The sequence below is a fragment of the Tropicimonas marinistellae genome (assembly GCF_001509585.1).
Lineage (GTDB): Bacteria > Pseudomonadota > Alphaproteobacteria > Rhodobacterales > Rhodobacteraceae > Tropicimonas > Tropicimonas marinistellae.
This window is the reverse complement of the sequence record NZ_LNCI01000004.1, coordinates 468708-495614: the sequence shown is the minus strand read 5'-3', so window position 1 is coordinate 495614 and position 26907 is coordinate 468708. Positions and strand designations below refer to the sequence as shown.

The following is a 26907-nucleotide window of genomic DNA, read 5'->3' as shown; positions in this document are numbered from 1 at the left end:
ACAGGGATACGCCCGTGCGGCGCACACCTGATCACAGATCGTTGGGTGGAATAGACGGGAGATGATCAGGCACTACCTTCATCCCGATTACAATGGGATTTGCGGCATCGTTCACAATCGCGGGTTCAACGCCTTTGAGATGCACGGGTTGCACCGTTCGATGCTACGTTTCGTCGAACAAGTGACGGAGAGGTTATTTGATGAACGGGACCGGCCCAAATCGTGGACGACGCAAAGTTCTGCTCGGCGCGCCAGCGCTTTTTCTCGGCGCCACGATCTCCGGCCCGGCGCGCGCATTGTCGATTACACCACCGCAGAGCGAAGGGCCATTCTACCCGCGGAAACTCCCGTCCGACAACGATGCCGATCTCACTGTGTTCCATGGCGAGAGGGCGCCCGGCGAGGTTATCGAGATGGTCGGCCGGCTCTTCAACGCCAGGGGCCAGGCCGTGTCGGGCGGAAACATCGAGATCTGGCACTGCGACGTGAACGGCGTGTATGCCCACGTGGGCCGACCGACGCCGCCCGGCTTTCAGGGGTATGGCGCTGTCAGAACTGACACCGCAGGTGGTTACCGTTTCCGAACCACCCGCCCGGGCATCTACCCTGGCCGCACGCGCCACATACATGTTAAGGCGCGCGGCGCCGATGGCGCCGTTCTGACAACGCAAATGTACTTTCCCGGTGAGCCGGGCAACGCTCGCGATGGGCTCCTGAGGCGCACGAGGAACTCCGGAGCGCTGATCGCTCGACAGGAGCCGGGGCCGCCCCCTCGCTACGTCTTCGACATCGTTTTGGCGTAGCGACCGACGAGGTTCGACGGATAACTCGTGCCCGGTCGGCACCGCAAAGGCAGCTATGTCCGGGGTTCTGGTCTGTGTGCCGCGGGTCTTGGCCGGGTTCGACGCCAGCCTGAGAGGACTGTGCGACCCCCGCCGAGCGGTTGGCGCTCGATATCGAGCGGGCAGGCACAACTCTTTGACAGGGGCTACCCTGCGCCGCGGTTTCGGTGGACGTCCGGACGCGAAATTGCGTCCGGATCAATGCTCCGAAGCGAGGCGGTCGACTGGAATTGTGACTGGCGGTAACGAAACGATTTCACGGTTGGTGGCAGCCTGCCGCAATTTGCGGGGCGCCCAACCCGGCCATCGCCCGGTGTGGACACCCTGCTCGGGAAACTCCCCTTCAGCGACAGCAGATCACGTGAGGTGCGTGCCAAAGAAGGCGAGTGTCCGATCCCACGCCAGTGTCGCCGCCGCTTCGTCGTAGCGCGGCGTGGTGTCGTTGTGGAACCCGTGATTCACCTCCGGATAGAAGTGGACCGTGAAGTCCTTGCCGTGTTCCTCGAGCGCTGCGCGATAGGCCTCCCAGCCCGCGTTGATCCTCTCGTCGAGACCGGCATAGTGAATGAGCAGCGGGGCCTGGATTGCCGGAACGTCGGCCGCGTCCGGCTGGCGGCCGTAGAATGGGACCGACGCCGCGATGTCGGGATAGGCCACGGCCAGCGCATTGCAGACGCCGCCGCCGTAGCAGAATCCGACGGCACCGACACGCCCGGTCGAAGCCTCGTGATCGCGCAGGAACTCAAAGGCGGCGAAGAAATCCTCCATGAGCTTGGCGGAATCCAGTTGGCGTTGCATTTCCCGGCCCTCGTCGTCGTTGCCGGGATACCCGCCGAGCGGGGTCAGGCCATCGGGCCCGAGGGCCAGATAGCCCGCCTTCGCGGCTCTGCGAACGACATCCTCGATGTAGGGGTTAAGCCCGCGGTTCTCGTGAATGACCAGAACCGCCGGCAATGGACCCTCCGCGTTCGCGGGCTTCGCCATCAGGCCCTTGACCGTGCCGTGGCCCTCCGGGCTGTCGTATTCGACGACGGCTGTTTCGATATCCGGATCGTCGGGCGCAACCTGTTGCGCCAGCGCATAGTTCGGCTGAAGCTGCTCGAGGATCATTGCGCCGGTCACACCGGCGGCGGCGTATTGTCCGGCCTGTTTCATGAAGTCCCGTTTGGAAATCTTGCCGTGCACGTAGCCATCGAAAATCTCGAGGATACGTTGGTCGAAGTCTTGTGCGCGTTTCCGAACCTGCTTGGTCATTGTTGGTCCTCCTGGTTGCAGTTTGAACGCCTCCCTAATTGGACACGCCCGGTGTCAGACGGCAGTCGTCGGGTGCCGCCGGTTCCTCCAATACGATACCCGCCAGCATACAAGTGCGACGGGAGGCGTGAAATGAACGAAGGCGTTAGGGCGACGGCCCCTATCACGGAGGCTCGCCCATTGGACCAGCGACAAGACCGCCGCTGCGTAGGTCCATCGGTGCGGAGATTTCCACCTCTGTCCGAGCTTGCGGATGGCTGAGCCCATCGAGGTCGCAGCACATGGGTCAAAGATCGCGAAGGCGAGCCATACCCCACATGAGGAAAAGCGTGGCTTCATGACGTTCCCTGATACGGTTCGGGTACCTCCGCGCGACATACGGCGTGGAAATGGAGACAGGCAGCGTTCCCGCCGCCTGCCATCCGGTGTCACTTGTTGCGGCGACCGTATTGCAGCGTGAGCGCCCCGTCGTCGTCGCGGTCCATGCGCTCGACCACATCGCCGAAACGGGCGTCCATTTCCTCGACGCTGATTACGCCGTCGCCATCGGCATCGAGATCCTGAAACGCGTCGACCATGCGTGACCGCGTGAATTCCCGGTAGAGCGTGTCGAACTCTTCAATCGACAGTCCGCCGTCGCCGGACGCGTCCGCTTCCGAAACCTTGGCGGCGCGGAACGCGTCGACTTCCTCCTGGGTGACGGATCCGTCGTTGTTGGCATCGATCTGGTTGAAGAGCGTCGTGAACATCTCCGAGCCGATGCGGCCGCCAAAGTGACCCCCCCCGTGCCCACGCTTTCCACCTTTGAAATCGGTACGTACGAGCGGTGTATCGGAGCGCGCCTTTGCGGCCTGGTCGGGCGCCGTTGTGTCCTGCGCGGTCGCAACCAACGTGCCAGAGCCGATCATGGCCGCCGCCACTGCAGCCATCGGAACAATTCGTTTGATCGTCATTGCCTCATCCTGTCAATCCTGGGTTTGCCGGGGCGCGGTTCGTCCCGGTGACAATCATCTAGGGAGTTCTTGCCGAGTGTGTGTGTCAGGGCTAGAGCGAGTTTGTCGCCGTGTGTCGCAACCGTGGTGCTTGACACAATTTGCGACAAAGATTCACCGCAAATGGCGTGCGTGACGCTGGCATTGGGGCCCGCGTTGCCGGTAATTCAGTTCTTCAGAACCGAACGGGATACTGACGGATGGAGCCGCAAGACACGCAAATCCTCATCGTCGACGACGCGCGCGAAATTCGTGAACCGCTCGGGCAGTACTTCCGAAAACAGGGGTTCCGAGTCCAGCTTGCGGCAAATGCCATGGATGCGCGTCGGATGCTCGACGAAGCGAACATCGGCATGGTTGTGCTGGACGTGATGATGCCCGGTGAGGACGGGCTGAGTCTTTGCCGGTGGCTCGTGGAGCATGGGGGCCCGCCCGTGATCCTCCTCACGGGCATGGCCGAAGACACTGATCGTATCGTGGGGCTTGAGCTCGGTGCCGACGATTACGTCACGAAACCGTTCAACCCCCGCGAACTGCTCGCGCGGGTCCGCGCGGTGCTTCGACGAGTGCCGTCATCCGCGCCGGCGGTATCGAACGGAACGCGCCGGTTCGGCGGTTGGCTTCATGATCCCGTGGCCAAAACGCTCCGGCATGCAGACGGACGCACCGCAGAACTCACGTCGGGCGAGAACAGACTGCTATCGGTATTGCTGGACAATCCGCGCGTGGTCATCTCCCGAGCCCGTCTCCTCGACCTGACCGCAGGGCGCGACGCCAAGGTCTATGACCGTGCCATCGACAACACGGTCAGTCGCCTTCGCCGGAAAATCGAAGCCGATCCGACGGCGCCCGGCCTGATCGTTACCGAATGGGGCGGCGGATATATGCTGGCCGTCGAGGTCGAGGACGCATGAGCAGGTTCCGATATCCCATTCCGGGGAGTCTGGCCGGCCGATTCCTGCTTCTTCTGTCGGTCGCGCTGGTTTCGGCCAATCTCGTCGCGCTCGGGCTCTTGTCGGTCGAGCGGTTGCGATTGGACCGGGCCGCGCTCGAAGCACGGGAAACGGAACGGATCACGTCGCTTGTACCGGCAATCGAGGCGGTCGACCCGGCCGCTCGCGGCGGTATCGCGACGGAAGCGTCGACCCGGTTCTCGAGGGTCACCATTGATCAGGAGCCGATTGTCGAAGAGGTTCCCGAGGCACCGCGGTCGCGTGCTCTGACAGAAGCTCTCGTCGACGCACTTCCTGGCCGCGATGCGCGTGCGGCGATCATGGTGCGTCGCAACGACCGGACGGATGGGCGCAGCGGGCGTGAGACGATAGCCATTTCGGTTCCATTGGCCGGTCGCGGATCCGATGACGCTGTCCCACAGTGGTTGAACCTCGTTTCCCGCTCCGACCGGCGCTCTGACCCGGATATCGAGGAAGGTGCGTTTCTGATGATCCTGGGGCTGTCCCTGGTGTCCGTTCTCGGTGTCGGCTGGCTATTCGTCCGGCGTCTCACCCGGCCACTGTCGCAACTCTCGGATGCGGCTCGGGCGGCCGGACGCGGTGATCGCACGGTGCGCGTTCGCGAACAGGGCGCCCGGGAACTGCGGGACGCCGCGGCGGCCTTCAACGACATGCAAGCCCGGATCGCCGGCTTTGATTCTGAGCGAATGCGGACGCTCGCGGCGGTTGGTCACGATCTGAGAACGCCGATCACGTCGCTGCGGATTCGTGCCGAACTTCTGGACGAGGCAGATGCCGCGCCAATGATCCGGACGCTGGACGAGATGACGGTCATGGCAGAGGGCCTTGTCTCCTATGCCAAAGGGGCCGGAGAGGTCGAGGAAACGCAATGCATCGACATGGTCGCGATGCTTCGCGACATCTGTGGGGAACGTGGCGCGAGCTTCGAGGAAACATCACTCGCGCCGATGGTGGATGGTCGGCGCGTGGCACTGACACGTGCTTTCGGCAACCTCATGGACAACGCGCTGTGCTACGGCAACGCTGCCCATGTCCGTGTGGCGATGGACGGCAACGACGTTGTCACGACGATCGAAGACGACGGACCCGGCATTCCGCCTGAGAGGCTCGACGCGATGTTCGAACCCTTCGTGCGCGGCGAGGACAGCAGAAGCCGCGAGACCGGTGGGGCCGGTCTGGGCCTCTCGATCGCGCGAAACATCCTCATGGCACATGGTGGAAGCATTTCTCTGGCGAACCGTCCCGAGGGAGGATTGCGCGTTGTCGTTTCGCTGCCGACACGGCGGCCGGACTGATGGGCGGGACATGTTCCTGAGATTGCGCGATGGCTCCATCCGGAGGCCCAGACCGCCATCCTTCGGGCTCCCATTGCCCTGTTGCGGCAGCCGTGCCTGCTTTCGGACGCTCTTCGCCAACCCTAGCCAGACGACAAGCGCACCGCTGGCCGCCTCTCCGTTTTTGCCATCTCGCTTTGACCGGATGTCGGTCGAGATCGCGGCCATGGGGCTGTTTTGCCCCCGACAGGCGAAGTTTTCGGTCCTCGCCAAACCAGCCGTAGCTCTGCGCCCATCCATGCACTATGACTGAATCCCGACCATGCTGGCAGGGCAGGTCCGGGCACCAATCCGGGACGCACCATCGAACCAGAACCCGCTTATCGAATGTCCATGCGTATCACGCTCGCCCAACTCGAAGCCTTTGTTGCCGTGTGCCGACTTGGAACCGTGCGTGAGGCTTCGCGTCATCTCAACCTCGCACAGCCAAGTGTGTCGTTGCGTCTGCGAGACCTCGAAGAGAACCTTGGGGTGCGGCTTTTCGAGAAGAGCGGGCGCGGCCTGCGACTTTCTCAAGACGGTACCGGGGTTCTGGAATATGCGGAGAGGATTCTGGACGAGGTCGGCCGCCTGAAAGGCAGCGCCGATACCGCGGAGCTCAGCGGGAAGGTGCGGTTGGGCGTGTCAGAGTCCTTCGCGGTGACCGGGCTGCACGCGCTCCTTCGGATCATCGCCGCAACGCACCCCGACCTGCGCGTCGAACTCAAGATAGAGCCGAGTCCGGAATTGGTGCGCGACGTTGTCGAACATGAGCTCGATCTCGCGATTGCGATCAATCCCCCCGACGATCACCGCCTTCGCATCGTGCCGCTCGGCGTGCAGCCCGCCACATGGGCGGCGTCTCCCGCTCTCAGCCTGCCGCCGTTGATCCGGCCGGCCGACGTTCTGCACCAGACCATCCTGGTCAATCCGCGCCCATCGCCCAACTGGCAACAAACCATGCTCTGGTTCGGCTCCGCGGGTCTCGAACCCTTGCACATTTCAAGCTGCAATACCGTCCCCAGCGTGGTGGCGCATCTGGTGGAAGCCGGCCTTGGCATCGGTATCCTGCCGACGAAGCTGATCGAGCCGCAGATCGAGGCAGGGAAGCTCGTCGCCATAGACTGCCGTCCTGCGATCGAGAAGTCGTACCTCAGCGCTGTGCAGATATCCGGGGACCGCGATCCTGCGGCGGAGGCGATCTTGGCAGGCACGCGGAAAGTGCTGGAGGACCTGCGCCTGCTGGAGCCGATCTGACCCCCCCACCCGGGCGTTAATTGATAAGAAAAACCAATCTATTTTTGAGAATCTTCCAATTTGTCCACGAAATGCCAATTCAATACCCTGCTTCGCAAGGACAGGGGGGAGGAACGGCATGAAGGTAGGCGGCGATCGGATCCAGCGAGTCGAAGGGTTCGAGATCGGCTGCGACCTGCCTGAGCCCATGGGCAACGCGCTCAGAACGTTCACACGTCGATCCGTGCTGCTGCTTCGCATTACAACATTCGGTGGGTTGACCGGTTGGGGGGAAACCTGGGCCTTTCCTGAACCAGCCGGCGCATTCATTCGCAAGGTTCTGGCCCCCGAGATTCTCGGCGCCGATGCCACGGCGCCACGCGCCCTCCACGCGGCCATGATGCAACGCGTTGTGCCGGATCGGCGCGGACTGGCGGTCATGGCCGTCAGCGCGGTGGATATCGCTGCGTGGGACGCGTTCGGTCACGCGGTCGGGCTGCCTATTGGCGCGCTATTGGGTGGAACCGTGCGACCGGAACTGACGGCCTATGCCAGTGGCCCGCTGCTGCCGGAAGGACCGGACCGATACCGGGAACTTGCGGTCGAGATCGAGGGCTATCTCGGCATGGGTTTCAAGGCGGTCAAGATCCGCGCCGGGCTTGGCCCGGAAGAGGACGAGCGCGCGATCCGTCGCGTCAGAAACCTGATCGGACCTCAGGTCGCGTTGATGGTCGATCTGAACGAAGCGTCCAACCTCCGCGATACCCAGGCCCTTGCGTCGCGCACGGCCGACGTCGGTTTGAGCTGGATCGAGGAACCCGTTCGCCACGACGATTTGCCGTCCTACCGAAGGTTGGCCGAAACCCTGTCTGTGCGTGTGGCGGGCGGCGAATCCTTCTGCGGCGTGCAAGCCTTCCGCGACCCACTTGCGATGCAGGCGCTGGACGTGATCCAGCCCGATGTGGCCCTTTGCGGCGGCATATCCGAGACGGTTTTGATCGCTGGCCTTGCGGAGGCGTTCGGCGTTCCGCTTATCCCGCACGTTTGGGGTGGTCCGGTGAACTTCCTTGCCGCGATGCAAGTCGCTGCGGCCTTCCCCGGGTCGGCGGGGCAGGGGCTCCCGCAACTCGAATGCGACATGAGCCACAACCCGTTTCGGGATCGGATCATCTCTCCGGAGCCGGATCGAGACGGCACCATCAGCGTTCCCGGGGAACCCGGCCTCGGAACCGCCATCGACATCGAGAAACTGTCGGACTTCGTCACCGGGCATTGGGTGCTCGAATGATCGACGAACCCGAGATTCAATCCAAGGGAGGACTACGGATGTTGAGAACCAAGTTTCGGGCTGCGGGAGTCGTACTGTGCCTGACGACACTTTCCGCCGGCGCGCAGGACCTGACCCTGAACGTCGGGCTGGTTGGCGGGGCGCAGGCGCCCGAGGTAATTGCCATGACCCAGTTTGCGGACGAGATTGCCGAGAAGACCGACGGGCGGATTGCCGTGCGTGTGCAAAGCGGTGGCGCACTCGGAGGCGACCGGGAAGTGATCGAGGGCCTGCAACTCGGCACCGTCGACATGGCGGTTCCATCCACGTCGATCGTCGCGAATTTCTACCCGGATATGAAGGTCTTCGACATTCCCTTCCTGTTCCGGGATTTCGATCACGCCGAAGCGGTTCTTGACGGCCCGATCGGGCAGGAGATGCTGGATGAGTTGCCGGATCATGGGCTGGTCGGACTTGCATTCGGTGGCATGGGATTTCGTCAGCTTTCAAACAGCGTCCGGCCAGTCAGCAACGCTGAAGACGCCAGGGGGTTGAAGATCCGCACGCAGCAGAATGACATGCATATCGCCGTCTGGAGCGAGTTGGGCGTACTTCCCACGCCCATGGCAATCCCGGAAGTGTACACGGCGCTTCAGCAGGGCGTGGTGGACGGTCAGGAGAACCCAATCGGCGCAATCGTGAACAACCGCTTCGGCGAGGTTCAGTCCTACGTCTCGATGACCAATCATGCGTTCACGCCGCTCGTCGTGTTGATCTCGCCGGCGACCTGGGGCCGGATTTCGGAGGAAGACAAGGACGTCTTCCGCGCGGCAGCTGTCAACGCGATGGACCGAAACCGGGCGGAAGCCGAGGCCTCGATCGAGAATGGGTTGGAGACTCTGAAAGGGCAGGGGGTGACCGTTGTGATGGACGTCGACAGCGCGTCCTTCAGCAGCGCGCTTGCAGGGCTGTTCGAAGGATTTGCCGCGGAGTTCGGCGCAGATCGTCTGAACGCGATTCAGGGAACGGAATGACGAAACTCGAACGGATTGGCTCGGCCGCACTTGCGGTCGAGCGGTTCCTCACCCGCGCCGCGGTCGCACTCGGCAGCATGCTCCTGGTGCTGGCGGTTGCCGTCGGGTTTTACCAGGTGCTCGCGCGCTTCGTCCTGTTCCGGCCAGCATCGTGGTCGGAGCCGCTGATCCAGGCAACGCTCATATGGATGGCCTATCTGGCCCTGGCCGGTGCCATGCGGGCGGGCACGCTGATCTCCGTCGACATCATGCTTCGCACAACCCGTGGCGCGGCTCATCGTGCCATCCGGGTCGCCGGAACGGTCTCCATCTTCGCGCTCTTGGCAATTCTCGTCTGGTACGGGATCGAGCTGTGCTGGCGGGTACGTTTCCAGAACGTGGCAGGCCTCAACATTCCTGCCAGCTATGCCTACGCGGCACTGCCAATCGGGTCCGCCATTTCCATCGTCGCGCTCATCGGCAACCTCGTAGACCCACCCATTGCCGATGTGGACACACCGGACAGCGCAAGGTGAAGGAGTAGGTACGTGCTCGCCACGATGATCCTCGTGATGGTTGTGCTGCTGATTCTCGCAGTCCCCGTCGCTGTCGCCATCGGTCTGGCCGGGCTGGTCGGCACGACGGTCTATTCCGGTCTGCCGCTGATCGTCGTACCGCAACAGGCCTTTATCGCGCTCGACAAGTTCCCTCTGGCCGCGATCCCCTTTTTCATTCTGGCCGGTAACATCATGGCCGCCGGTGGAATGTCGGCACGCATCGTTGATCTTGTCGACAGTCTCCTCGGCGGTACTCGGGGTGGGTTGCCGATGTCCGTGATCGTGGTCTGCATGATCTTCGCGGCCGTCTCCGGATCGAGCGTGGCGACGACCTACGCCATTGGCGCAATCCTCATTCCCGCAATGGTCCGCCAGAACTATCCGATCGGGTTTGCGGCCTCGCTGCAGGCGACCTCAGCCGAACTCGGCGTTCTCATCCCCCCATCGATTCCGATGATCCTCTACGGCGTAGCCGCGGCGGCGCCCGTGGGAGACCTCTTCATCGCCGGCATCGGACCCGGTCTTCTCGTGGCGACCGCGCTGATCGTCTACGTGGGTCTTTGGAGCCGATTGACAGATCACGGCGGCATAGCCGCCTCCGAGCGCAAACCCCTGTTCCGAAGCTTCGTCCGCGCCTCGCTCGCGCTTCTGATGCCGGCGATCGTTCTGGGCGGTATCTACGGCGGCGTGTTCACCCCCACCGAGGCCTCTGTGATCGCCGTGGCCTACGCGCTCCTGGTCAGCGTCCTGATCTACCGAGAGCTCTCCCTGAGAGGGTTGGTCGACGTCGTCCGCCGCTCCGCAGTCTCCTCGTCGATCATCTTCTTCATCATCTCGATGGCGGGTTTGTTCTCCTTCGTCGTCACACGTGCCGGGATCCCGGCTGACATTGGTAACTGGATTGTCGGCACATTCGACAATTGGTTCACCTTCCTGCTGGCCGTGAACGCCCTGCTTTTCGTGATCGGGATGTTCGTGGAGACGTCGGCCTCCATCGTGGTCATCGCGCCGATCCTTGCACCGGTCGCCGTTACCTACGGGATCAGCCCGGTGCATTTCGGCCTTGTGATGATCACCAACCTTGCACTGGGAATGATCACACCGCCCTTCGGGGTGAACCTCTTTGCCGCTTGCGCAGTTGCGAAGATCGGGATCGAGCGCATGGTGCGCCACCTTTTGCCACTCGTCGCAGTGCTTGTGGCTTGCCTGATGGTCATCACCTATGTCCCGTGGATCACCGAATTGCCATTGCGATTGCTGAAGGCAGAGTAGTTTCAATGGGTTGACACTGCCGCTATTCCCGTCGTGAAACAAACGATTGCGGTGCCGGATCGGCCGACCTTGGATCTTCACAACGCCATCCGAGTCCAGATCGCCGATGAGGCCGCGGGTCAGTTGCGTCCTGCCGGACCCGACGCGGAGCGCAGACGGGCCCGCGACCCGGGCCGCGGCCCAGACCTATCCCGACCAATCGCCCCGAAGTTGGTGACGAAGAAAGGCCACGTTGGTGATCAAACCCGGCAACAGCCACTGGAACAACCGCACAACCGCCAGGACCTCTCCGGGCGCGCCATCCCGTGAGGCGGCTGCGGACAGATCCTCTGGTGTCAGCCCGGTGGCGTTCGGCAAAGTCCGGGCCAGATCCACGGCCGCGTCGTGCACCCGCTCCACCGCGGAATCGTAGGCCGGACTCGAGATGACCGCCTTGAGGTCCGACCAGCCAATGGCGAAGTAGCTCGGCCAGCGCGCAAACGCGCGGTAGTCGGTGTTCACGAACGGAAGTCCAAGCGTCTCGCGGATATCGGCATAGAGTGCGGCTATCGTTGGATCGGCGTGGTGCGCTTCGATCAAGGCTGGTCGGGGCATGACTTCGGGCACGTCGCGCCGCGGCTCAATTGACTGGTTTCCAGACCAGCTCTGCCCTTCCAACAGGATCCGGGCCAGGGTTGCGATCAGCACGTAGGGCATGTTGCCGGCCGAGAATACCTCGTTGCAGGATCGAATGTCGTCCATTTCGCGCGGATCGTAGCCCATGTCCTTCAGCCGTGGCACGAGGGGCGCGGGGGCGAGGCGCTCGGCTTCGCGTTCGGCGATGGCGCGCAGAGACAGGCAGGCCCGTGCAAATGCTTCGGTCGACAAGATGGGTTCCAGTCCCGACCAAAGCCTCGCGTAGAAGGTCGGGTAATGGGCGAAGGCCATGGTCACGACGCCCATCCAGGGTACGCCCAAACCCTCCTTGGTCCGCGCATAGACATCCGCCAGATCGCCCTCGGCTTCATATTCCGGCACCGGATGGATCTCCGGAATCGGCTCCGGTTTCATCCGAACAAGGTCAGGCATCGGTGAAGCCTTCCGGCAGCCCTTCGCTCCACTTGCGCAACTGATCGAGAACGCCGAGCGCGGTGCGGCCGAAGTCCGTGATTTCGTAGTGGACGGAGACCGGCGACGTGTCGAGCACCTCGCGCCGCACCAGCCCTTGCGCCTCCAGTTGCCGCAGGCGTTCGGTGATCATCTTCTTGCTGGCGCCACCGATCATGCGGGAGAGGTCGTTGAACCGCACCGGCCCATCCTTCAGATGCCACAGGATCGAGCCGGTCCATTTTCCACCAATGATCCGCATCCCGCGCTCGATTGCGCATGGTTCGAAACAGGCGTCATGTACCTGCCGCCGCCCGCTTTCGTCCTCGTCAACGCGTGCGCGCATGCCGATCCTCCAATGCGCAGATATAGGTTACCAAAAGTATACTGGTTGATTTCCGTTTTCTGGGAACACAATTTCTCCCCCAGCCCGCCCTGTGTCAAGCGGCGGTGGAAGCGAGACAAAGGAACAGACCCTTGAGCAAGATCCTCATCCTCAACGGACATCAGCCCTATCCCTTCGCCGAAGGCCGCCTGAACGCGACATTCGTCGAGCGGGCAAAAAGCTACCTCGAAGATCTTGGCCACGAGGTCCGCGTCACGAAAGTCGCCGATGGCTATGACGCCGAAACGGAGGTCGAAAGCCACCAATGGGCCGACACCGTCATCATGCAATTCCCGGTAAACTGGATGGGCGCGCCTTGGTCCTTCAAGAAATACATGGACGATGTCTACACCGCCGGGATGGATGGGCGGCTAGCCTCCGGCGACGGCCGCAGCCCCGAGGCGCCCAAGGCGAACTACGGCATGGGCGGTGCGCTCAAGGGCACCAAGTACATGCTCTCGGTAACGTTCAATGCGCCGAAAGAGGCCTTCGACGACGCCTCCGAGCCGTTTTTCCACGGCGCGTCCGTCGATGATCTGTTGCGCCCAATGCACCTGAACGCGCGTTTCCTCGCAATGGAACCGCTGCCCACCTTCGCCGCGTTCGACGTGATGAAGAACCCACAGATCGAGGCCGACCTCTCCCGGTTCGACGTGCATCTGGCCAACGTCTTCGCCGAGGCGCGCCATGCCGCAGCCTGATATTCATCTCTACACCGCCGCCACGATGAACGGCTACAAACCGGTCATCTTCCTTGAAGAAGCCGGCGTGCCCTATGACCTGACCTTCATCGACTTCTCGAAGCAGGAGCAGAAGACGCCCGATTATGTGAAGCTCAACCCGAATGCGAAGATCCCGACCATCGTGGATCGGTCCGAGGACCGGGCGATCTTCGAGTCCGGCGCGATCTTGTGGCATCTGGCAGAGAAGTACGGGAAGTTTCTGTCGGACGACCCGGTGGCCCGGTCGGAAACCCTGCAATGGCTGTTCTTCCAGGTTGGCCATGTCGGGCCGATGATGGGGCAGGCGATGTATTTCCAGCGCATCGCCGCGCCCAACGGCCACGAAGAGCCGTTTTCCATCAAGCGCTACGTGGACGAGAGCCGCCGGTTGATGGAGGTGCTGAACACACGTCTCGAAGGCCGCGACTACATCGTGGGCGACTACTCCATCGCCGACATGATGATCTACCCCTGGGCGCGGGCCTATCCCTGGGCGCATGTCTCCGTCGAGGGTCTGCCCCATCTCAACGCTTGGTTCGACCGGATCGACGCCCGCCCGGCCGTGCAAAGGGCGCTCACTATCCCCAAGGCGCAGCCGCAATTCTGGGATGAGACCGCCGACGCCGCCGCCTTCGTGAAAGAAAACGCCGCCCGCTTCGCCTCCGACGTCAAAGGAGCCTGACCCATGCTCGACACCGAAAAAGCCGCCATCGCCTTCGAATATCACACCAAGGCCAGCGCACCCGAGGCTTCCAAGCCGCTCATCGACCAATCCGTGAAGGAGTTCGGCGGTCTGGTCAGCCTGCATGCGCTCTTCGCGGAATCGCCGGTCACCTATGAGTCCTATCTCGTGGCTTTCGACCGGTTCCTGCGCCGCTCCTCCTTTTCACCGCCGGAGGCGTAGGTGGTCTTCATGACCTCGAACTACATCAACCGCTGCCATTACTGCATGGCGGGCCACACGATGATGATGAAGATGGCAAAGATGCCGGATGACATCATCGAGGACCTGCGCGAAGGCCGCACTCTGGCCGACCCCAAGCTGGCCGCCTTGCAAAGCTTTGCCCGCGAACTGCTGGAGACGCGCGGTCATATCGGCGACGATCGCCTGCAGGCGTTCCTCGACGCCGGATATGATCGCAAGGCGGCGCTTGATGTGCTGGCAGGGCTGGCGGCGAAGCTGATCTCCAACTTCACCAACGCGCTCGCCCATACCCGCCTCGACCGCGGCATGGACAAATACGCCTGGGTCCACCCGGACGACCGGTGATGGTCTCCGACCTCAAGTCTCGCGCCCGGTGGTTGTCGTCGGGCGCGCCTGTGTTGCATGGATAGATCATGAAACCGCTCGTATATATCGCCCATCCCCGCCTCGACCGTTCCGAGATCAGTGGCCCGCTCTTCGACGTGGCCGGGCAGACGGAGGGCGTCACCTGTGTCGACCTCTACGGCGAATATCCTACCTTCGAGATCGACGTGGCGCGCGAGCAGCGGCGGCTGGTGGATCACGACGCGATCGTCTTCCTGCACCCGATCTACTGGTATTCCGCGCCTGCAATTGTCCGCGAGTGGCAGGATCTCGTGCTGGAACACGGCTTTGCCTATGGCAAGCACGGGCATGCACTGGACGGCAAGGTGACCCTCAATGCCGTCTCCTGCGGTGCGCTGGAATCCTCCTATCGGCCCGAGGGTGGCAACGGCGCCTATCTGCGCGACCTGTTGGCGCCCTTCGAAAAGACAGCCGATCTCTGCGGGATGCGCTACCTCGCACCTTTCGCGATCTACGGCGCAGGGCGGGCGGTCGAGGAAGCGCGCCGCGGGGACCATGTGGCGGCATGGCGCGGCCTGCTGACCGCGCTGCGCGACGACCGGCTCGACATCCCGGCCGCCCGCGCCGCCCGCACCCTCAACGACATCGCTGCGTCCCACGCGGCTGCACCGGAGACAGCCTGATGGAATTCCTCGCCGCCGGTTTCGTCTACCTCGTCGCCGCCGTGGTCGCCGTGCCGCTTGCCAACCGCCTCGGTCTCGGCTCCGTGCTCGGCTACCTGATTGCCGGCGTCGTCATCGGCCCGGTGCTCGGAATCGTCGGGCACGAGACAGTCGAGTTGCAGCATTTCGCGGAGTTCGGCGTCGTCATGATGCTGTTTCTCGTCGGGCTGGAGCTGCAACCGGCGATGCTTTGGCGGATGCGGACACAGTTGCTCGGGCTTGGCGGCTTGCAGGTCGTTGGAACGACGGTGGCGATTGCCGCTGTCTCCCTCGCGTTCGGTCTGGCCTGGCAGGCTGCGCTGGCCCTCGGCATGATCCTTGCGCTCTCGTCGACCGCCATCGTGCTGCAGACGCTGAACGAAAAGGGCTGGATGCAGACGATAGGCGGCAAGAGCGCGTTTTCGGTCCTGCTGACACAGGATATCGCCGTGATCCCGATGCTTGCGCTGATGCCGCTGCTGGCGGTCGGCACCGGCCATGACGATGCACACGGAGCCGAGGGCCACGGCCATGCGGCCCCCACGGCCTTCGATGCGCTGCCGGATTGGGCGCAGGCGCTGGCGATCCTCGCGATCATTGCCGCCATCATCCTTGCCGGCCGGACCGTGATGCGCCCCGTCTTCCGTTTCATCGCCGAAGCCCGCCTGCGCGAGATCTTCACCGCTGCCGCGCTGATGCTGGTGATCGGGATCGCGCTCGCCATGAATTACGTCGGCCTTTCGCCCGCCCTCGGCACTTTCCTTGCCGGCGTCGTGCTGTCCGACAGCGAATACCGGCACGAGCTGGAATCCGATATCGAACCCTTCAAGGGCCTGCTGCTCGGCCTCTTTTTCATCACCGTCGGCGCGGGTGTGGATTTCGGCTTGCTGTTCTCCAACCCAATCGGGCTTGTCGGCCTCGCGGTCGGGCTGATGGCGCTGAAGGCGGCGCTGCTCTACGGGCTGGCAACCGCCTTTGGCCTTGGCGGCGCGGACCGCTGGCTCTTCACCCTCGGGCTGGCCCAGGCCGGGGAATTCGCCTTCGTGCTGTTCGGCTTCACATTGGTCGCGGGCGTGCTCCCGGCCGAGCTGGTTTCCACCATGACGCTGGTCGTGGCGCTCTCGATGCTGCTGACGCCACTCCTCTTCATCCTGCACGAAAAGGTCCTGGCACCCCGCTCCGTTGCGTCTGCAGACCGCGAACCGGACGAGATCGACGAGGCCGGAACCGTCGTCGTGGCCGGCATTGGGCGGGTCGGGCAGATCATCACGCGCCTGCTGGTGACGAATGGCTACAAGGTGACTGTTCTGGACCACGACCCCGAAACCATCGAGAACCTCTCGAAGATCGGCTTCCGGGCCTATTACGGCGATGCCACCCGGCCCGACCTGTTGCACAGTGCCGGGCTGGAGACGGCCAAGCTCTTCGTCGCCGCGCTCGATGATCGGGAGAAGCAGACGGAACTCGTGCGCCACGTCGCCCACAGCTATCCCAACGTGACCATCCATGCCCGCGCCATCGATCGGCACCACGTCTATGACCTGGAGAACGCCGGTGCCCACATCGCCGCGCGCGAGACCTTCGAGGGTGCCCTGAGCATGGGGCGCGATGCGCTGGTTGCGCTCGGAAACCACCCCTTCCGGGCCGAAACCGCCCGCCGGACCTTCCGTGCCCATGACCACCGGCAACTGGACGCGTTGCGCGAGACATGGAACACCGAGGGTGTCTCGGCCTCCTATATCGACGCCATGCGCGCCCATTCCCAAACGCTGTTCGACCTGATGAAAGAAGACCGGCTCGACAGTTTCGACAGGTCCGAGCGTGGTTGGACCCCACCGCCCAAGGGCGATGCGAGCCTGTGACCGGATGAAAGGACTCCCATGACCGAAGACCTCAAGCCAATACGCGTCGACATCGTTTCCGACGTTGTCTGCCCGTGGTGTGTGATCGGGTATCACCAGTTGGCGAAGGCCGCACGGGAGACTGGCATCGAAACAGAGGTGCATTGGCACCCGTTCGAACTGAACCCACAGATGGCCGAAGAGGGCGAAAACCTGCGCGAGCATCTTGCCGCAAAGTACGGCACGACTCCGGAGGGATCACGCCAGGCCCGTATACGGCTGACCGAGATGGGCGCGGCGCTGGGTTTCACCCTCGAGTACACCGACGATATGCGGATGGTGAATACCTTCCGGGCGCACCAGCTAATCGATTGGGCGGGCGACCATGGCAAGGCCCACGACGCCAAGCTTGCCCTGTTCGGGGCTTTCTTCACCCGGCGGGAGGATCTGAACGATCCGAACGTGCTCGCGGGCGTGGCGGCCGGGATCGGGCTGGATCGGGGCGCCGCGCTGGACATGCTCATGAACGGCGACAAGGCGGAGTTGGTGCGCCAGAAGGAACACTTCTGGACCTCCCGCGGTATTTCCGGCGTACCGGCGATGATCTTCGCACGCCGACACCTCGTGACAGGTGCGCAAGGCGAGGATAATTACGCTCGTATCCTGCAACACACTGTCACGGAGCGCGCGGCATGACCTATTCGGGCGACATCCATCGCGACGAAGGCGAAACCAAGGGCCGCTACTGGCTGACACTCGACGGGCACGAGGCAGAGCTCACCTATTCCCGTGCGGGACCGGGGTCGATCATCATCGATCACACGGGTGTGCCCGATGCCCTTCGCGGTCGGGGGGCCGGTCAGGCGCTGGTCGCACGGGCGGTCGCCGATGCGCGCGACGAGGGTCGCAAGATCATCCCACTCTGCCCGTTTGCCAAGGCGCAGATCGCCCGCCACCCGGAATGGCAGGACGTGCTCAAGGACCGCTGAGAGAAGCCGACAAGCCGAAGTGATACCCGCGTTCGCCTTCGTAGTGCGTTGCGGTTCCCCGAGAGCAGAGCAGGTTGGCTCTCAACGAAACTGCTCGGTTGGTGCGTGAGCACTGCCGCGAGTCTGCTCGCCGTCCTTCGTTGCCGATGCACATCGGCGAACAGACACGCATCCGTGGTCGCATCAGGCAACGACCACGGCACATCGCGGGCAGTCTTGACCGAGGGTCCAACGCCAGACAGCCCGAATTCGCGACCCGCGCCGATGCCAGGATTTTCCGGACCGTGGCGCGTTCGACGCGAGGTCAAATTGCCGGCCCTCACCCTGCAGGCGTCGATCGAGCACGGGTGAGCCAAATTGGCTCGCTCCAGCTTGACCGGCGCTGGCCCAGTCCCCGTAAGTTTCACCCAATAGGGAAGATGACACCGACAGGCTCGAGGGACGAACCTGCCGCCACCGCAACACTTGCCAGACACCGTTCGACGACTGGAAACGCATTTCTTCGGAGAGCAACAGGAATGCTGAAGAAACACTTTGCCGCACTCGTACTGTTGCTGGGCATCCTCGGCGCGCCGGCTACGGCCATCGGTGACGCTCTGACGGAACGCGGCATCGATCCGAGCGCGATTGAACTCATGGTATCGGAGTTGTCGACCGACCTGAGCTACACGCGCTTCGCCGAAATCGAGGTGAACACCGAAAGCGAAATCTACAAGGATCGGCTTCTGATCGAATTCGACCCCTCGACCCCTGCCGGGATCGATCTGGTGCTGCGGTTCGAGGATGCGGCCCCGACAACGGCGTCACCCCGGCGGTTCCGCTCCGTTCTGGAGAACCGCATGCGGCTCCAGCACCAAATCCGGACCCTACAGATCGGCTACGACCCGGACACCGTCGCCGTAGAATCGACCAATGGCGACAAGGCCGTCATCCGCTTCCGCTACACTCCGTTTGCGCTGCCGCAGGACATCGCCTGGATGCGGTTCCTGCAGGGACGTATCTGGGTGGACGGCGACCGGGTGGAGCGGATTTTGCTCGAACTGGATGACGGCCGGGCCTTTCTCCATGACGGGACGCGCGTAACCGACTACACGATGGACGTTCGCTTCTCGCGCGCGGCGAACGGGACCGATGTCATCCAGGACACGGTGAACACCATCGTCGCACGGGACCTCTTCCTCGGAGTTGTGCCCGGCGGGGGGCGTTTCGTGACCACGACGCGAAGTACCGCGATCAGCTACACTGACGCGGATGGCAACGATGTAACGCCAAGAGCCGCTGCCATCCCCGCCGGTGTCGACCTGGGTGCCTTCGACACCCCCGTGCGGGTCAATATCGACCGCACTTTCCCGATCTGGGGACGGCAGGCGCGGGCCGCCGGGTACGAGTTCCCGAAACCGTTTGGCATCAGCTTGATGTACACCGACCTGTCGACGATGCTGGATTTCACGAGCTTCGAGATCAACGGTGAGCGCGCCTTGATCGAGGCCATCTTTGATCCGAACGGATCGGGAATCGACATCGACACCAACATGCCGCAGATCCGCGTCGATTGGTTCCCCGTTCCGTTTCTGAACCTCATGGCGCTGTTCGGTGAACTCGACGCCAGAGGTGACTTGAAGATCCGGACAACCGGTCTCGGGCAGCTTGTCGGGTTGCCAGACGTGATCGACGCAAAGATCGACATCGATTCATTTGTTTACGGCGGAGGCGCCACATTGGGTGCCGGCTGGCGAAACTACTTTGCTTCGGTGACCGGAACCGCCATGACGACAGTTACGGAGGATGCCGGAACCGAGTCGACCGCCTACACGATCACGCCGCAAGTTGGATATTACTTCCCGCGGCACCGCCTTCGGCTGATGGTGGGCGCGGAATGGCTGAAGCTCGAAAACGAGATGGTCGGCAACATCTCCCTGCCGGATGGGGATGACCTCGATTTCAGGATCGGGCTTGAACACGAAGAATGGTCGGCGCGGGCGGGACTCTACAAGCAGTTCGGAAACAACATGGAACTGACCTTAACCGGTACCTACGGGGATACCAGAAAAGGGGTCACGGCCATGCTGGGATACCGGTTCTGAGACGCTGCGACCGCCCGAGGGGCCTCCGAGAAGGATCGAAGCTGCGCCATGGAGAACACGGAAATCCTGCAACCGTTCCAAGTGACGGCATTCGAGACAATCAACCTCGGCATCCTGGTCTATTTCCTCGGAGCCCGGATGACGGCGCGGTATCCTGTCCTTCAGCGGTACAGCATTCCGGAGCCGGTCAGCGGTGGCATCGTCGCGGCGTTGATCGCCCTTGCCATCGTTTCGGTGACGGGGCGGGAAATCGTCTACGACCTCGTCGCGCGTGACTTCCTGCTCGTGTACTTCTTCACCACTGTCGGGCTCAACGCGCGGGTCTCTGACCTGCTGAGGGGTGGCCCAATCCTCGCGATCCTGCTCGTGCTGACGATAACCTATATGTTCGTTCAGAACATGATCGGTGTGGCAGGCGCCACGCTCTTCGGGTTGCCCCCACAATCCGGCGTATTGCTGGGAACGGCGTCGTTGATCGGTGGGCATGGCACGGCGATCGCCTGGGGGCCAACCATAGAAGCCGAATACGGGATTTCCGGCGCCGCCGAACTTGGCATCGCCGCGGCGACCATCGGTCTGATCATGGCGAGCATTCTGGGCGGTCCGATCGCCAAGTTCCTCATTGAACGGAACAACCTTGTGCCCGGCCCGCTGCCGGAAGGGCACATCGGAACCGCGGCCGCACCGGAAAAGGACGAAACGAGGACCGCACCGGGCGACCAACGCGAACCCGGCGACGAGATCACCCAGGAATCAATCATGCAAAGCGTCCTGTGGATCCACGTCTCCATCGCGATAGGATACGTCATCTTCGATACCCTTGGCGCGAACGGCATCAAACTCCCGCTCTTCGTGCCGTGCCTTCTCACGGCGATCCTCCTGGCAAATCTGGTCCCGTCCCTGTTTCCGCGCCGAAACCTGTCCCCGCGCGGCAAGACCACAAACCTGATATCGGAGTTCAGCCTGTCAGTGTTCCTGTCCATGTCGCTGATGAGCATGGAACTCTGGACGCTTGCGTCCAGCGCCGCGCTTCTTGCCGTCACGATGGTGATGCAAGCCCTCGTCGCAACAGCATTCATCGTGCTGGTCGTCTTCCGCGCCATGGGGCGGGACTATTTCGCGAGTGTCATTTCGTCGGGTTTCACCGGCGTCACGCTCGGCGCGACCCCGACCGCGATTGCCAACATGACGGCCGTGACCCAACGCTACGGGCCTTCGCCCTTGGCCTTCATCGTGCTGCCGCTGGTGTCGGCATTCTTCGTCGACATCGCGAACGCGTTCATCATCAAGCTCTTCCTGACGGTCTGGTAAAATCCACCGGCGCCAAACCGACGGCGGTGTCTCATCGCCGGGCGATTTCAACGTTTTCGAGATCTTCGATCAACGGCGGTTGGTTGCTCCAGAGGCCACCGTGCTTGAAGCGGCGATAGCCGTATTCGAAGAGCGCCTGCATGTATTGCCGGTCGAAGCGCTGGTTGGGACGCTCTGTCGTGAAGTCGTCACCGATCCAGGTCGCCTTGTACGTTCCTCCGGCCGCGTTTGCGAGCTTGTACCCCACCAAGAGGTCATTCGTCCCCTGCGCCTTCGTGAGCGTCGCAATCGAGCGCATTGCAATCGCCGGGATGCTCGCGGACGTGGTTCTCGGTTCGGGCGATCCCGAACCGTTGCGAATGAAGTACAACGTCGGTCTGCCGGAGAGTCCGGCTCCCTCTCTCCAGCCCAGGAAGAAGAAAGCTTGGGAGACGACGCCGCCGTCTACGTGCAGTTCGTCGCGCTGGCCCGCTGGTGTTTCAACCTCGATCAGGACGGGCGGAAAGACCACGGGAATGGATGCCGAGGCCAGCAACGCATTCCGGAACACCTCTACGGAATTGGGCGCACCGCTTGCCGCAATCGCTCCGAGATCCCAATTCACCGGACGCTGTGCATCGAGGCTGGTCGATTGCACGATCAACCTCCGGCCGCGCCGGTGTTCGGCTGCGATCTTCGCGAGGAATTCGGGGGTGACATATTCCGCGATCAGGCGTTCCAACGGGCCCGAACTGAGCGCAGACGCATTCGACAGGATGCCCGTCAGCGCGCGCTTCTCGAAGATGCTCTCGGGGGGAAGGCCGCCGTAAAGGCGACGAAGCTCATCGTCATAGTCCGGACCGAGAAAGGCAAAGGGAGCGGCCAGCGCGCCGGTAGAAACGCCGGTCACACTCAGGAATTCAGGGCGTGTGCCGGCTTCGGACCAGGCGGTCAGAATGCCCGCCGCGAACGCGCCGTCCTCTCCGCCTCCCGACAGCGACAGCGTGGAGTAGTTGCCGAGCAAACCCGACGCCCGCCTTTGCGCCTCAACCTCGGCCAGCAATTCGCCATAGTTGATCGGGGCGGTATCGCCCCAGTAGCGCGCTCCCTCGATGCCGCGGATGCCCACGTTCTCAAGATCGTCGATATCGACCGGATTCCTGGGAACTCCGCTACAGCCGACGAGTGCGACCATCAGGAACACCGCCACAATTCGCTGCATCCGCCCCCCTATTCGCATCCACCTTCCGGCAGGTTTGCGCGTGCAGACGAAGCTTAGCTTTCGCGCCCGCTCCTGCCAACGAGGCAACCAAGCGGTCGGCCTTGGTGAATGGGGCCACGGCTCTTGTTGGTCGGACGACGGTTTGACGATTGTTCTCATGGGGCGCCCTATTTCGCCTTCTCGGTTGGCGCGACGTCCACGCTGGTTGTCACAACGTCTTGGTGGGCTGTCCGCTCGGCCCGCGCGGGCGGTTCGACGGTTCGTAGCTGCTTCCCGACGAAGAACGCCAAACCGGCCATGATCGCGAAAATCGTCCAGACAAGCGCCTGGTCTCCAAAGAATGCGGACAGCACGCTGATCACAAGGGGGCCAACAACGCTGCCCGATGTCCAGACGAACAGCATCGTCACGGCGCTGGACGCGACATAGACGGGCACGGCACGGTCACTCGCGTGCGCGACAAGAACGGAATACATCGTGAGCAAACTGCCACCCAGCACTGCCAGCGCGCCCAGAAAGGCGATATGTGCGAGCGATCCGGTCTCGATGTCGGGGGCTTCTCTCTGCGGGTCGTCCAAAACCGCGAAGCCAAGGAACACGGTTGCCGCGACCACGGCCATCCCGAAGATGACGATCCGCCGGTCCATGCGATCAGACGCCTTGCCAAGCGGAAACTGGAAGAGGACACGCCCAAGATAAATCGCCGCGATCATCAGCGCGATGTCCTCGGTGCTGACCCCCTGTACCGATGCGCCGAACGGGGCGACATTCAGGACCGCCGCCGACACCATTCCAATGGCAAGCGCCCCCCAGAACGCTGTCGGCGCTTCCTTGAGCAAAGCACGCGGTCGGACATTTGCCTTTGACTTCGAGTCCGGCGGGCTGGTTCGCGTGGTGTCGATCACGATGACCGAGATCGAATAGATGACGGAGAGCAGAACGAACAGCCGGTCGAGGTCCTCGGGGCCAAAGATCAGGAGCAACTGGCTCCCGACCGACATCAACCCCAACAGGATCGCGTAGACCGAAAGCACACGTCCCCGGAGGTTGGGGGCGGCTTTCTCGCTGATCCAGGCATCGCCGATGGCGAACAGGCTCGCCGTTGCGAGACCAACCGCGAAACGCGAGACAACAAGAACCCCGACATTCTCGCTCAGGAAAAAGAGCAGCGCAGAGATCGAACAAATCGCAGCAGAGGCGGAATAGGCCCGTATATGGCCGATGTTGGCGATCGATCCAGCGACGACGAAACAACCGACCATGAACCCAAGCGAATAGGCGGCAGTCGCCAGCGAGACGATTTCCTGCGAGGAGCCAATCTCGGCAAAGTACACCGCGACCAGCGTGCCAAGCGTTGCCGTGGACAGCTGCACGGTCGCCATCGCGATCATGACTGCGCGAAGAGAAAACAGATTGGCGTTCAGATTCACGTCTCGTGTCACCTTTGCGTTCGGCACGTTCCATTGCCCGCCGAACAAGAGCCTGGGGCGATGGCGTCAGACCCGTTGGGCCATGGCGAACGCCCCAGGGTCGACGGCTATTCAGCTTCGGGCACGGCCTCCGCCTCCGACGATATACGGAAGAACATGGCATAGAGCGTCGGCACGATCACAAGCGTCAGGATCGTCGCGAAGCTGAGTCCGCAGATGATCACCACGGCGAGAGACTTGAAGAACGGATCCCAGAGCAGCGGCATGACGCCGAGCACCGTCGTCAGCACGCCAAGCGAAACCGGCCGCACACGGCTCACAGCCGAGTCGATCACGCTCTGGTACCGGTCCTTTCCAGCCGAAATCTGCGAGTCCGTTTCGTCGATCAAGACGATCGCGTTCTTGATGAGCATCCCCGTCAGGGAGAGCACCCCCAAAATCGCCATGAACTCCAGCGGTGTCTGCGTTATCGCCAGCCCCCAGACCACTCCGATCAGCGCAAGCGGGACAGTCAGCCAGATAACGACGGGCTGCCGGATCGCGTTGAAGAGGAGGAACACGACCAGCACCATGGCCCCGAAGCCCATGGGCATGGTCGAGGCGAGACCGGCATTCGCCTCCTGCGAGTCCCCGTATTCGCCTTCCCAGGCGAGGCTGTAGCCCGGCGGACGTTCGATTTCCTCGATGGGGCCGCGAATGTCGTCGAACAGGTCGCCGGACAGAACCCCGGGTGCGGGGTCGGCCTGGGTGGTGATGGCCAGCTGGCGGTCGACCCGCCGCATGTTGCTCGTCTCGAACACGAGGTCGAAGGAATCCACAACCTGCGTGATGGGAACGTAGCCGCCGGCCAGGTTGCTGAAGACGCGGATGTTCGAGAGGTCAGCGATGTTGTCTCGGTCACCCTCGAATGGGCGCATCACGATATTCAGAAGGTCGTCACCTTCCCGCAGGACTCCGATCCCCGCCCCATCCAGATGAGCGTAGATCGCGTTCGAAATCTCGCCCTGGGTCAGGCCAAGCCGGCGCGCATTGTCCGTGTTGATGACCGGCCGAATGACACTGACCTGTTCGCCCCAGTCGTCCTTGATCGCCACGGCGCCGGCGTCTTGCAGGATTTGCGCGGCTTGCCCGGCAAGCCCGCGTAAGACCACCGGATCGGAGCCAAGGAACCGGGCTTCGATCTTGGATCCGCCGCCGGGTCCCAGAACGAACTTCCAGACCTTCGAATGTGCGGCCGGGAAGGTCTCGACGATCCAATCCTGCAACGCGGGCTGCAGGTCGTCGATCCGCCGGTAATCATCCACGTCCACCAGGATCTGCCCATAGGCCGAGTTCCGGTCCTCGCTCGAATAGATGAGCATGAAACGTGCATGCCCGCCGCCAACGGCAAGGTTGGTCGAGGTGACGCCGTCGAGGTCGCGAACATGCTCCTCGATGGAGATCAGGTCCGCCCGTGTCTGTGAGATATCCGTGCCTTGCGGCAGCGTGTAGTCGATCACGAACTGCGCCCGCGTGCTGGCCGGAAAGAAGCCCGGTGGAACAAGGGAGAAGCCGGCAAGTGCAGAGAGGAACAAGGCGACAACGATGCCGACGGTCGCATAGCGATACTTCAGCGCCTTCTCCAGCACCGAACGATACCATGCGAGAACCCTGTTCTCTTCCGTATCCCCGTCCTGCGACCCGGGCTTCAGCATCAGCGTGCAGAAATACGGCGTCAGCCAGACCGCGACGAGCCAGGAGAACAAGAGCGAGATCGAGATCGTCCAGAACAGGCTCCCCGCATATTCCCCCGTGTTGTCCGGTGACAGGCCAATCGGCGAAAACGCCAGCAGGCCAACGATCGTGCCGCCAAGCAGCGGCCACTTGGTCTGGGCAACCGTCGCGATGGAAGCGTCACGTGCGCTCTCGCCCCGCTGGACCCGAACCAGCGTTCCCTCCACAACGACGATGGCGTTGTCGACGAGCATGCCGAGGGCAATGATCAGGGCCCCGAGCGAAATCCGCTGCATATCCAGCCCGAAGATATACATCCCGAACAGCGTCCCCGCGACGGTGACAAGAAGAATGCCACCCATCAGTATGCCGGACCTCAGCCCCATGAAGATCAAGAGCACGCCGACAACGATCACCAGCGCGAGCACGACGTTCATGACGAAGTCGTTGACCGAGTCCTTGACGCTGGCCGACTGGTCGGAGATCGGGAGGATGTCGATCCCGATAGGGCGTTCGGACGTCAACGCCTCGATCTTCGCCTTCACCGCTTCGCCCATGTTCACGACATTGCCGCCAAGCGTGTTGGAGACCCCCATTCCGATTGCCGGCCGGCCGTCCCTGTAGAGCTGGAACTCCGGGGGATCCGCATACCCACGGTAAACCGTGGCGATATCGGACAACCGGAACGAAGCCCCGCTCTGCGGGGCCGAAATCACCAGGTTCTCCACGGCCGTGACAGAATCCACCGCCGCACTCGGACGCACCGCGATGCGGCGCTCACCGGCGACGACCGACCCGTTGGGCACAACGAGGTTCTGGCCCTCCAGCACCTGGGCAATCTGTTCCGGCGACATTCCCAGTTCGATCAGGCGGGCGGGCGCATACTCGACAAAGATGACCTCGTCCTGCTCGCCGGTCAGGATCACCTTCGAGACCCCCTCCACCGTCACCAGCTCACGTTGCAAGCCCTTCGCGTAGTCGCGAAGCTCTGCCATCGAGTAGCCGTCCCCGACAATGGCGAAATAAAGCGCGTAGACGTCGCCGAAGTCGTCGTAGACCCGGCTCTCCACAGCATTCGGCGGCAACTCGCCCTGAATGTCGAGGATCTTCGATCGCATCTGCGAGAACCGCTGATGCAACGTCGGGAAGTCTGGCGTGGACTGGATCGTGAATTCCACCGTGACGGTACTCAGCCCCGGCGCCGAAACGGACCCGACCTCCTTGACCCCTTGCAGCTGTTGCAGGGCGTTCTCGACGACCTCGGTAACCTCCTCGGCAACCTCTTCCGCCGACGCCCCGGGATAAGGTGTGATGATCTGGGCTTGCCGGATGATGAATTCCGGGTCTTCGAACCGTGGGAGGGAGGTATAGGCGAAATAGCCCAACCCGAGAATGAGGAAGGTGCACAGCGCCGAGATGAGGCGCTTCTCGATGGAAAATCTCGCGAAATCCAT

Annotated in this window: 25 protein-coding genes; 18 read left to right on the top strand and 7 right to left on the bottom strand. The window is 62.8% G+C overall.

What is annotated here, in order from left to right; translation table 11 throughout:
- The first annotated feature begins 200 nt into the window (after positions 1 to 200).
- Positions 201 to 803 carry a dioxygenase family protein gene (locus ARC39_RS11145; RefSeq protein WP_068114378.1) on the top strand — a complete coding sequence of 201 codons (603 nt, stop codon included), beginning with the start codon at positions 201 to 203 and terminating at the stop codon, positions 801 to 803.
- A gap of 396 nt (positions 804 to 1199) precedes the next feature.
- Here ARC39_RS11145 and yghX read toward each other — a convergent pair whose 3' ends face one another.
- Together yghX and ARC39_RS11135 are read right to left on the bottom strand one after the other, a co-directional pair.
- On the bottom strand, positions 1200 to 2096 hold the full coding sequence (yghX, locus tag ARC39_RS11140) for a YghX family hydrolase (RefSeq protein ID WP_068114376.1): 897 nt from the start codon (positions 2094 to 2096) through the stop codon (positions 1200 to 1202).
- A 428-nt stretch (positions 2097 to 2524) separates the two neighbouring features.
- Positions 2525 to 3049, bottom strand: coding sequence for an EF-hand domain-containing protein (locus ARC39_RS11135; protein WP_068114374.1), 525 nt, complete (start codon positions 3047 to 3049; stop codon positions 2525 to 2527).
- A gap of 239 nt (positions 3050 to 3288) precedes the next feature.
- Here ARC39_RS11135 and ARC39_RS11130 point away from each other — a divergent pair, with 239 nt between their 5' ends.
- The 7 genes from ARC39_RS11130 (at position 3289) to ARC39_RS11100 (ending at position 10720) form a co-directional block, all read left to right on the top strand.
- Positions 3289 to 4002, top strand: coding sequence for a response regulator (locus ARC39_RS11130; RefSeq protein WP_068114372.1), 714 nt, complete (start codon positions 3289 to 3291; stop codon positions 4000 to 4002).
- A complete protein-coding gene (locus tag ARC39_RS11125; protein ID WP_068114370.1) occupies positions 3999 to 5357 on the top strand; it encodes an ATP-binding protein in 1359 nt (452 codons plus the stop codon). The genes ARC39_RS11130 and ARC39_RS11125 overlap by 4 nt, the downstream gene beginning before the upstream one ends.
- Before the next feature lie 366 nt (positions 5358 to 5723).
- Positions 5724 to 6632, top strand: coding sequence for a LysR family transcriptional regulator (locus ARC39_RS11120; RefSeq protein WP_078059200.1), 909 nt, complete (start codon positions 5724 to 5726; stop codon positions 6630 to 6632).
- A gap of 118 nt (positions 6633 to 6750) precedes the next feature.
- Entirely contained in the window at positions 6751 to 7899 is a 1149-nt protein-coding gene (locus tag ARC39_RS11115) for a mandelate racemase/muconate lactonizing enzyme family protein (protein WP_068114367.1), read from the top strand.
- Positions 7900 to 7937: 38 nt separating this feature from the next.
- On the top strand, positions 7938 to 8912 hold the full coding sequence (gene dctP / locus ARC39_RS11110) for a TRAP transporter substrate-binding protein DctP (protein ID WP_068114365.1): 975 nt from the start codon (positions 7938 to 7940) through the stop codon (positions 8910 to 8912).
- Positions 8909 to 9427 carry a TRAP transporter small permease gene (locus tag ARC39_RS11105; protein WP_068114363.1) on the top strand — a complete coding sequence of 173 codons (519 nt, stop codon included), beginning with the start codon at positions 8909 to 8911 and terminating at the stop codon, positions 9425 to 9427. The genes dctP and ARC39_RS11105 overlap by 4 nt, the downstream gene beginning before the upstream one ends.
- A gap of 12 nt (positions 9428 to 9439) precedes the next feature.
- Complete coding sequence (locus ARC39_RS11100; protein WP_149866386.1) at positions 9440 to 10720, top strand: TRAP transporter large permease; 1281 nt, start codon at positions 9440 to 9442, stop codon at positions 10718 to 10720.
- A gap of 186 nt (positions 10721 to 10906) precedes the next feature.
- Here the strand turns inward: ARC39_RS11100 and ARC39_RS11095 are convergent, their stop codons facing one another.
- The gene (locus tag ARC39_RS11095) at positions 10907 to 11788 is read right to left on the bottom strand and encodes a hypothetical protein (RefSeq protein WP_068114361.1); all 882 of its coding nucleotides are present in this window, start codon (positions 11786 to 11788) and stop codon (positions 10907 to 10909) included.
- Positions 11781 to 12152 (bottom strand): winged helix-turn-helix transcriptional regulator, encoded by a 372-nt coding sequence (locus ARC39_RS11090; protein WP_068114359.1) that lies wholly within the window; start codon positions 12150 to 12152, stop codon positions 11781 to 11783. The genes ARC39_RS11095 and ARC39_RS11090 overlap by 8 nt, the downstream gene beginning before the upstream one ends.
- Before the next feature lie 131 nt (positions 12153 to 12283).
- Between ARC39_RS11090 and ARC39_RS11085 the strand changes: the two genes are divergently transcribed.
- The 10 genes from ARC39_RS11085 to gltS all read left to right on the top strand — a co-directional run bounded on the left by ARC39_RS11085 (position 12284) and on the right by gltS (position 21109).
- Positions 12284 to 12892: an NAD(P)H-dependent oxidoreductase gene (locus tag ARC39_RS11085; protein WP_068114357.1), complete on the top strand. Its 609-nt coding sequence runs from the start codon at positions 12284 to 12286 to the stop codon at positions 12890 to 12892.
- Entirely contained in the window at positions 12879 to 13595 is a 717-nt protein-coding gene (locus tag ARC39_RS11080; RefSeq protein WP_068114356.1) for a glutathione S-transferase family protein, read from the top strand. The genes ARC39_RS11085 and ARC39_RS11080 overlap by 14 nt, the downstream gene beginning before the upstream one ends.
- A gap of 3 nt (positions 13596 to 13598) precedes the next feature.
- On the top strand, positions 13599 to 13817 hold the full coding sequence (locus tag ARC39_RS25980) for a hypothetical protein (protein WP_201455742.1): 219 nt from the start codon (positions 13599 to 13601) through the stop codon (positions 13815 to 13817).
- Between the two features lie 9 nt (positions 13818 to 13826).
- The gene (locus tag ARC39_RS25975) at positions 13827 to 14183 is read left to right on the top strand and encodes a carboxymuconolactone decarboxylase family protein (RefSeq protein WP_201455741.1); all 357 of its coding nucleotides are present in this window, start codon (positions 13827 to 13829) and stop codon (positions 14181 to 14183) included.
- Between the two features lie 68 nt (positions 14184 to 14251).
- Positions 14252 to 14866, top strand: a complete 615-nt coding sequence (locus tag ARC39_RS11070; RefSeq protein ID WP_068114355.1) for an NAD(P)H-dependent oxidoreductase — start codon at positions 14252 to 14254, stop codon at positions 14864 to 14866.
- Entirely contained in the window at positions 14866 to 16746 is a 1881-nt protein-coding gene (locus ARC39_RS11065; RefSeq protein ID WP_068114353.1) for a monovalent cation:proton antiporter-2 (CPA2) family protein, read from the top strand. Before ARC39_RS11070 ends, ARC39_RS11065 begins: the two co-directional genes overlap by 1 nt.
- An 18-nt stretch (positions 16747 to 16764) precedes the next feature.
- Entirely contained in the window at positions 16765 to 17421 is a 657-nt protein-coding gene (locus ARC39_RS11060) for a DsbA family oxidoreductase (RefSeq protein WP_068114350.1), read from the top strand.
- On the top strand, positions 17418 to 17714 hold the full coding sequence (locus tag ARC39_RS11055; RefSeq protein WP_068114348.1) for a GNAT family N-acetyltransferase: 297 nt from the start codon (positions 17418 to 17420) through the stop codon (positions 17712 to 17714). Before ARC39_RS11060 ends, ARC39_RS11055 begins: the two co-directional genes overlap by 4 nt.
- Positions 17715 to 18232: 518 nt before the next feature.
- Positions 18233 to 19798, top strand: a complete 1566-nt coding sequence (locus ARC39_RS11050) for a putative outer membrane beta-barrel protein (RefSeq protein ID WP_068114346.1) — start codon at positions 18233 to 18235, stop codon at positions 19796 to 19798.
- Between the two features lie 48 nt (positions 19799 to 19846).
- Positions 19847 to 21109, top strand: coding sequence for a sodium/glutamate symporter (gene gltS / locus ARC39_RS11045; RefSeq protein WP_068114343.1), 1263 nt, complete (start codon positions 19847 to 19849; stop codon positions 21107 to 21109).
- A 31-nt stretch (positions 21110 to 21140) separates the two neighbouring features.
- Here gltS and ARC39_RS11040 read toward each other — a convergent pair whose 3' ends face one another.
- From ARC39_RS11040 to ARC39_RS11030, 3 genes are all read right to left on the bottom strand, one after another.
- Positions 21141 to 22310 carry a patatin-like phospholipase family protein gene (locus ARC39_RS11040; protein WP_068114342.1) on the bottom strand — a complete coding sequence of 390 codons (1170 nt, stop codon included), beginning with the start codon at positions 22308 to 22310 and terminating at the stop codon, positions 21141 to 21143.
- A 167-nt stretch (positions 22311 to 22477) separates the two neighbouring features.
- Positions 22478 to 23752, bottom strand: coding sequence for an MFS transporter (locus ARC39_RS11035; protein WP_161470956.1), 1275 nt, complete (start codon positions 23750 to 23752; stop codon positions 22478 to 22480).
- A gap of 95 nt (positions 23753 to 23847) precedes the next feature.
- The gene (locus ARC39_RS11030; RefSeq protein ID WP_068114338.1) at positions 23848 to 26907 is read right to left on the bottom strand and encodes an efflux RND transporter permease subunit; all 3060 of its coding nucleotides are present in this window, start codon (positions 26905 to 26907) and stop codon (positions 23848 to 23850) included.

What these genes read in the sequence shown, in the direction of transcription:
- ARC39_RS11145 (WP_068114378.1), top strand. Translation starts at nt 201, where the DNA reads ATGAACGGGACCGGCCCAAATCGTGGACGACGCAAAGTTCTGCTCGGC.
- yghX (WP_068114376.1), bottom strand. Translation starts at nt 2,096, where the DNA reads ATGACCAAGCAGGTTCGGAAACGCGCACAAGACTTCGACCAACGTATC.
- ARC39_RS11135 (WP_068114374.1), bottom strand. Translation starts at nt 3,049, where the DNA reads ATGACGATCAAACGAATTGTTCCGATGGCTGCAGTGGCGGCGGCCATG.
- ARC39_RS11130 (WP_068114372.1), top strand. Translation starts at nt 3,289, where the DNA reads ATGGAGCCGCAAGACACGCAAATCCTCATCGTCGACGACGCGCGCGAA.
- ARC39_RS11125 (WP_068114370.1), top strand. Translation starts at nt 3,999, where the DNA reads ATGAGCAGGTTCCGATATCCCATTCCGGGGAGTCTGGCCGGCCGATTC.
- ARC39_RS11120 (WP_078059200.1), top strand. Translation starts at nt 5,724, where the DNA reads ATGTCCATGCGTATCACGCTCGCCCAACTCGAAGCCTTTGTTGCCGTG.
- ARC39_RS11115 (WP_068114367.1), top strand. Translation starts at nt 6,751, where the DNA reads ATGAAGGTAGGCGGCGATCGGATCCAGCGAGTCGAAGGGTTCGAGATC.
- dctP (WP_068114365.1), top strand. Translation starts at nt 7,938, where the DNA reads ATGTTGAGAACCAAGTTTCGGGCTGCGGGAGTCGTACTGTGCCTGACG.
- ARC39_RS11105 (WP_068114363.1), top strand. Translation starts at nt 8,909, where the DNA reads ATGACGAAACTCGAACGGATTGGCTCGGCCGCACTTGCGGTCGAGCGG.
- ARC39_RS11095 (WP_068114361.1), bottom strand. Translation starts at nt 11,788, where the DNA reads ATGCCTGACCTTGTTCGGATGAAACCGGAGCCGATTCCGGAGATCCAT.
- ARC39_RS11090 (WP_068114359.1), bottom strand. Translation starts at nt 12,152, where the DNA reads ATGCGCGCACGCGTTGACGAGGACGAAAGCGGGCGGCGGCAGGTACAT.
- ARC39_RS11080 (WP_068114356.1), top strand. Translation starts at nt 12,879, where the DNA reads ATGCCGCAGCCTGATATTCATCTCTACACCGCCGCCACGATGAACGGC.
- ARC39_RS25980 (WP_201455742.1), top strand. Translation starts at nt 13,599, where the DNA reads ATGCTCGACACCGAAAAAGCCGCCATCGCCTTCGAATATCACACCAAG.
- ARC39_RS25975 (WP_201455741.1), top strand. Translation starts at nt 13,827, where the DNA reads ATGACCTCGAACTACATCAACCGCTGCCATTACTGCATGGCGGGCCAC.
- ARC39_RS11070 (WP_068114355.1), top strand. Translation starts at nt 14,252, where the DNA reads ATGAAACCGCTCGTATATATCGCCCATCCCCGCCTCGACCGTTCCGAG.
- ARC39_RS11065 (WP_068114353.1), top strand. Translation starts at nt 14,866, where the DNA reads ATGGAATTCCTCGCCGCCGGTTTCGTCTACCTCGTCGCCGCCGTGGTC.
- ARC39_RS11060 (WP_068114350.1), top strand. Translation starts at nt 16,765, where the DNA reads ATGACCGAAGACCTCAAGCCAATACGCGTCGACATCGTTTCCGACGTT.
- ARC39_RS11055 (WP_068114348.1), top strand. Translation starts at nt 17,418, where the DNA reads ATGACCTATTCGGGCGACATCCATCGCGACGAAGGCGAAACCAAGGGC.
- ARC39_RS11050 (WP_068114346.1), top strand. Translation starts at nt 18,233, where the DNA reads ATGCTGAAGAAACACTTTGCCGCACTCGTACTGTTGCTGGGCATCCTC.
- gltS (WP_068114343.1), top strand. Translation starts at nt 19,847, where the DNA reads ATGGAGAACACGGAAATCCTGCAACCGTTCCAAGTGACGGCATTCGAG.
- ARC39_RS11040 (WP_068114342.1), bottom strand. Translation starts at nt 22,310, where the DNA reads ATGCAGCGAATTGTGGCGGTGTTCCTGATGGTCGCACTCGTCGGCTGT.
- ARC39_RS11030 (WP_068114338.1), bottom strand. Translation starts at nt 26,907, where the DNA reads ATGGATTTCGCGAGATTTTCCATCGAGAAGCGCCTCATCTCGGCGCTG.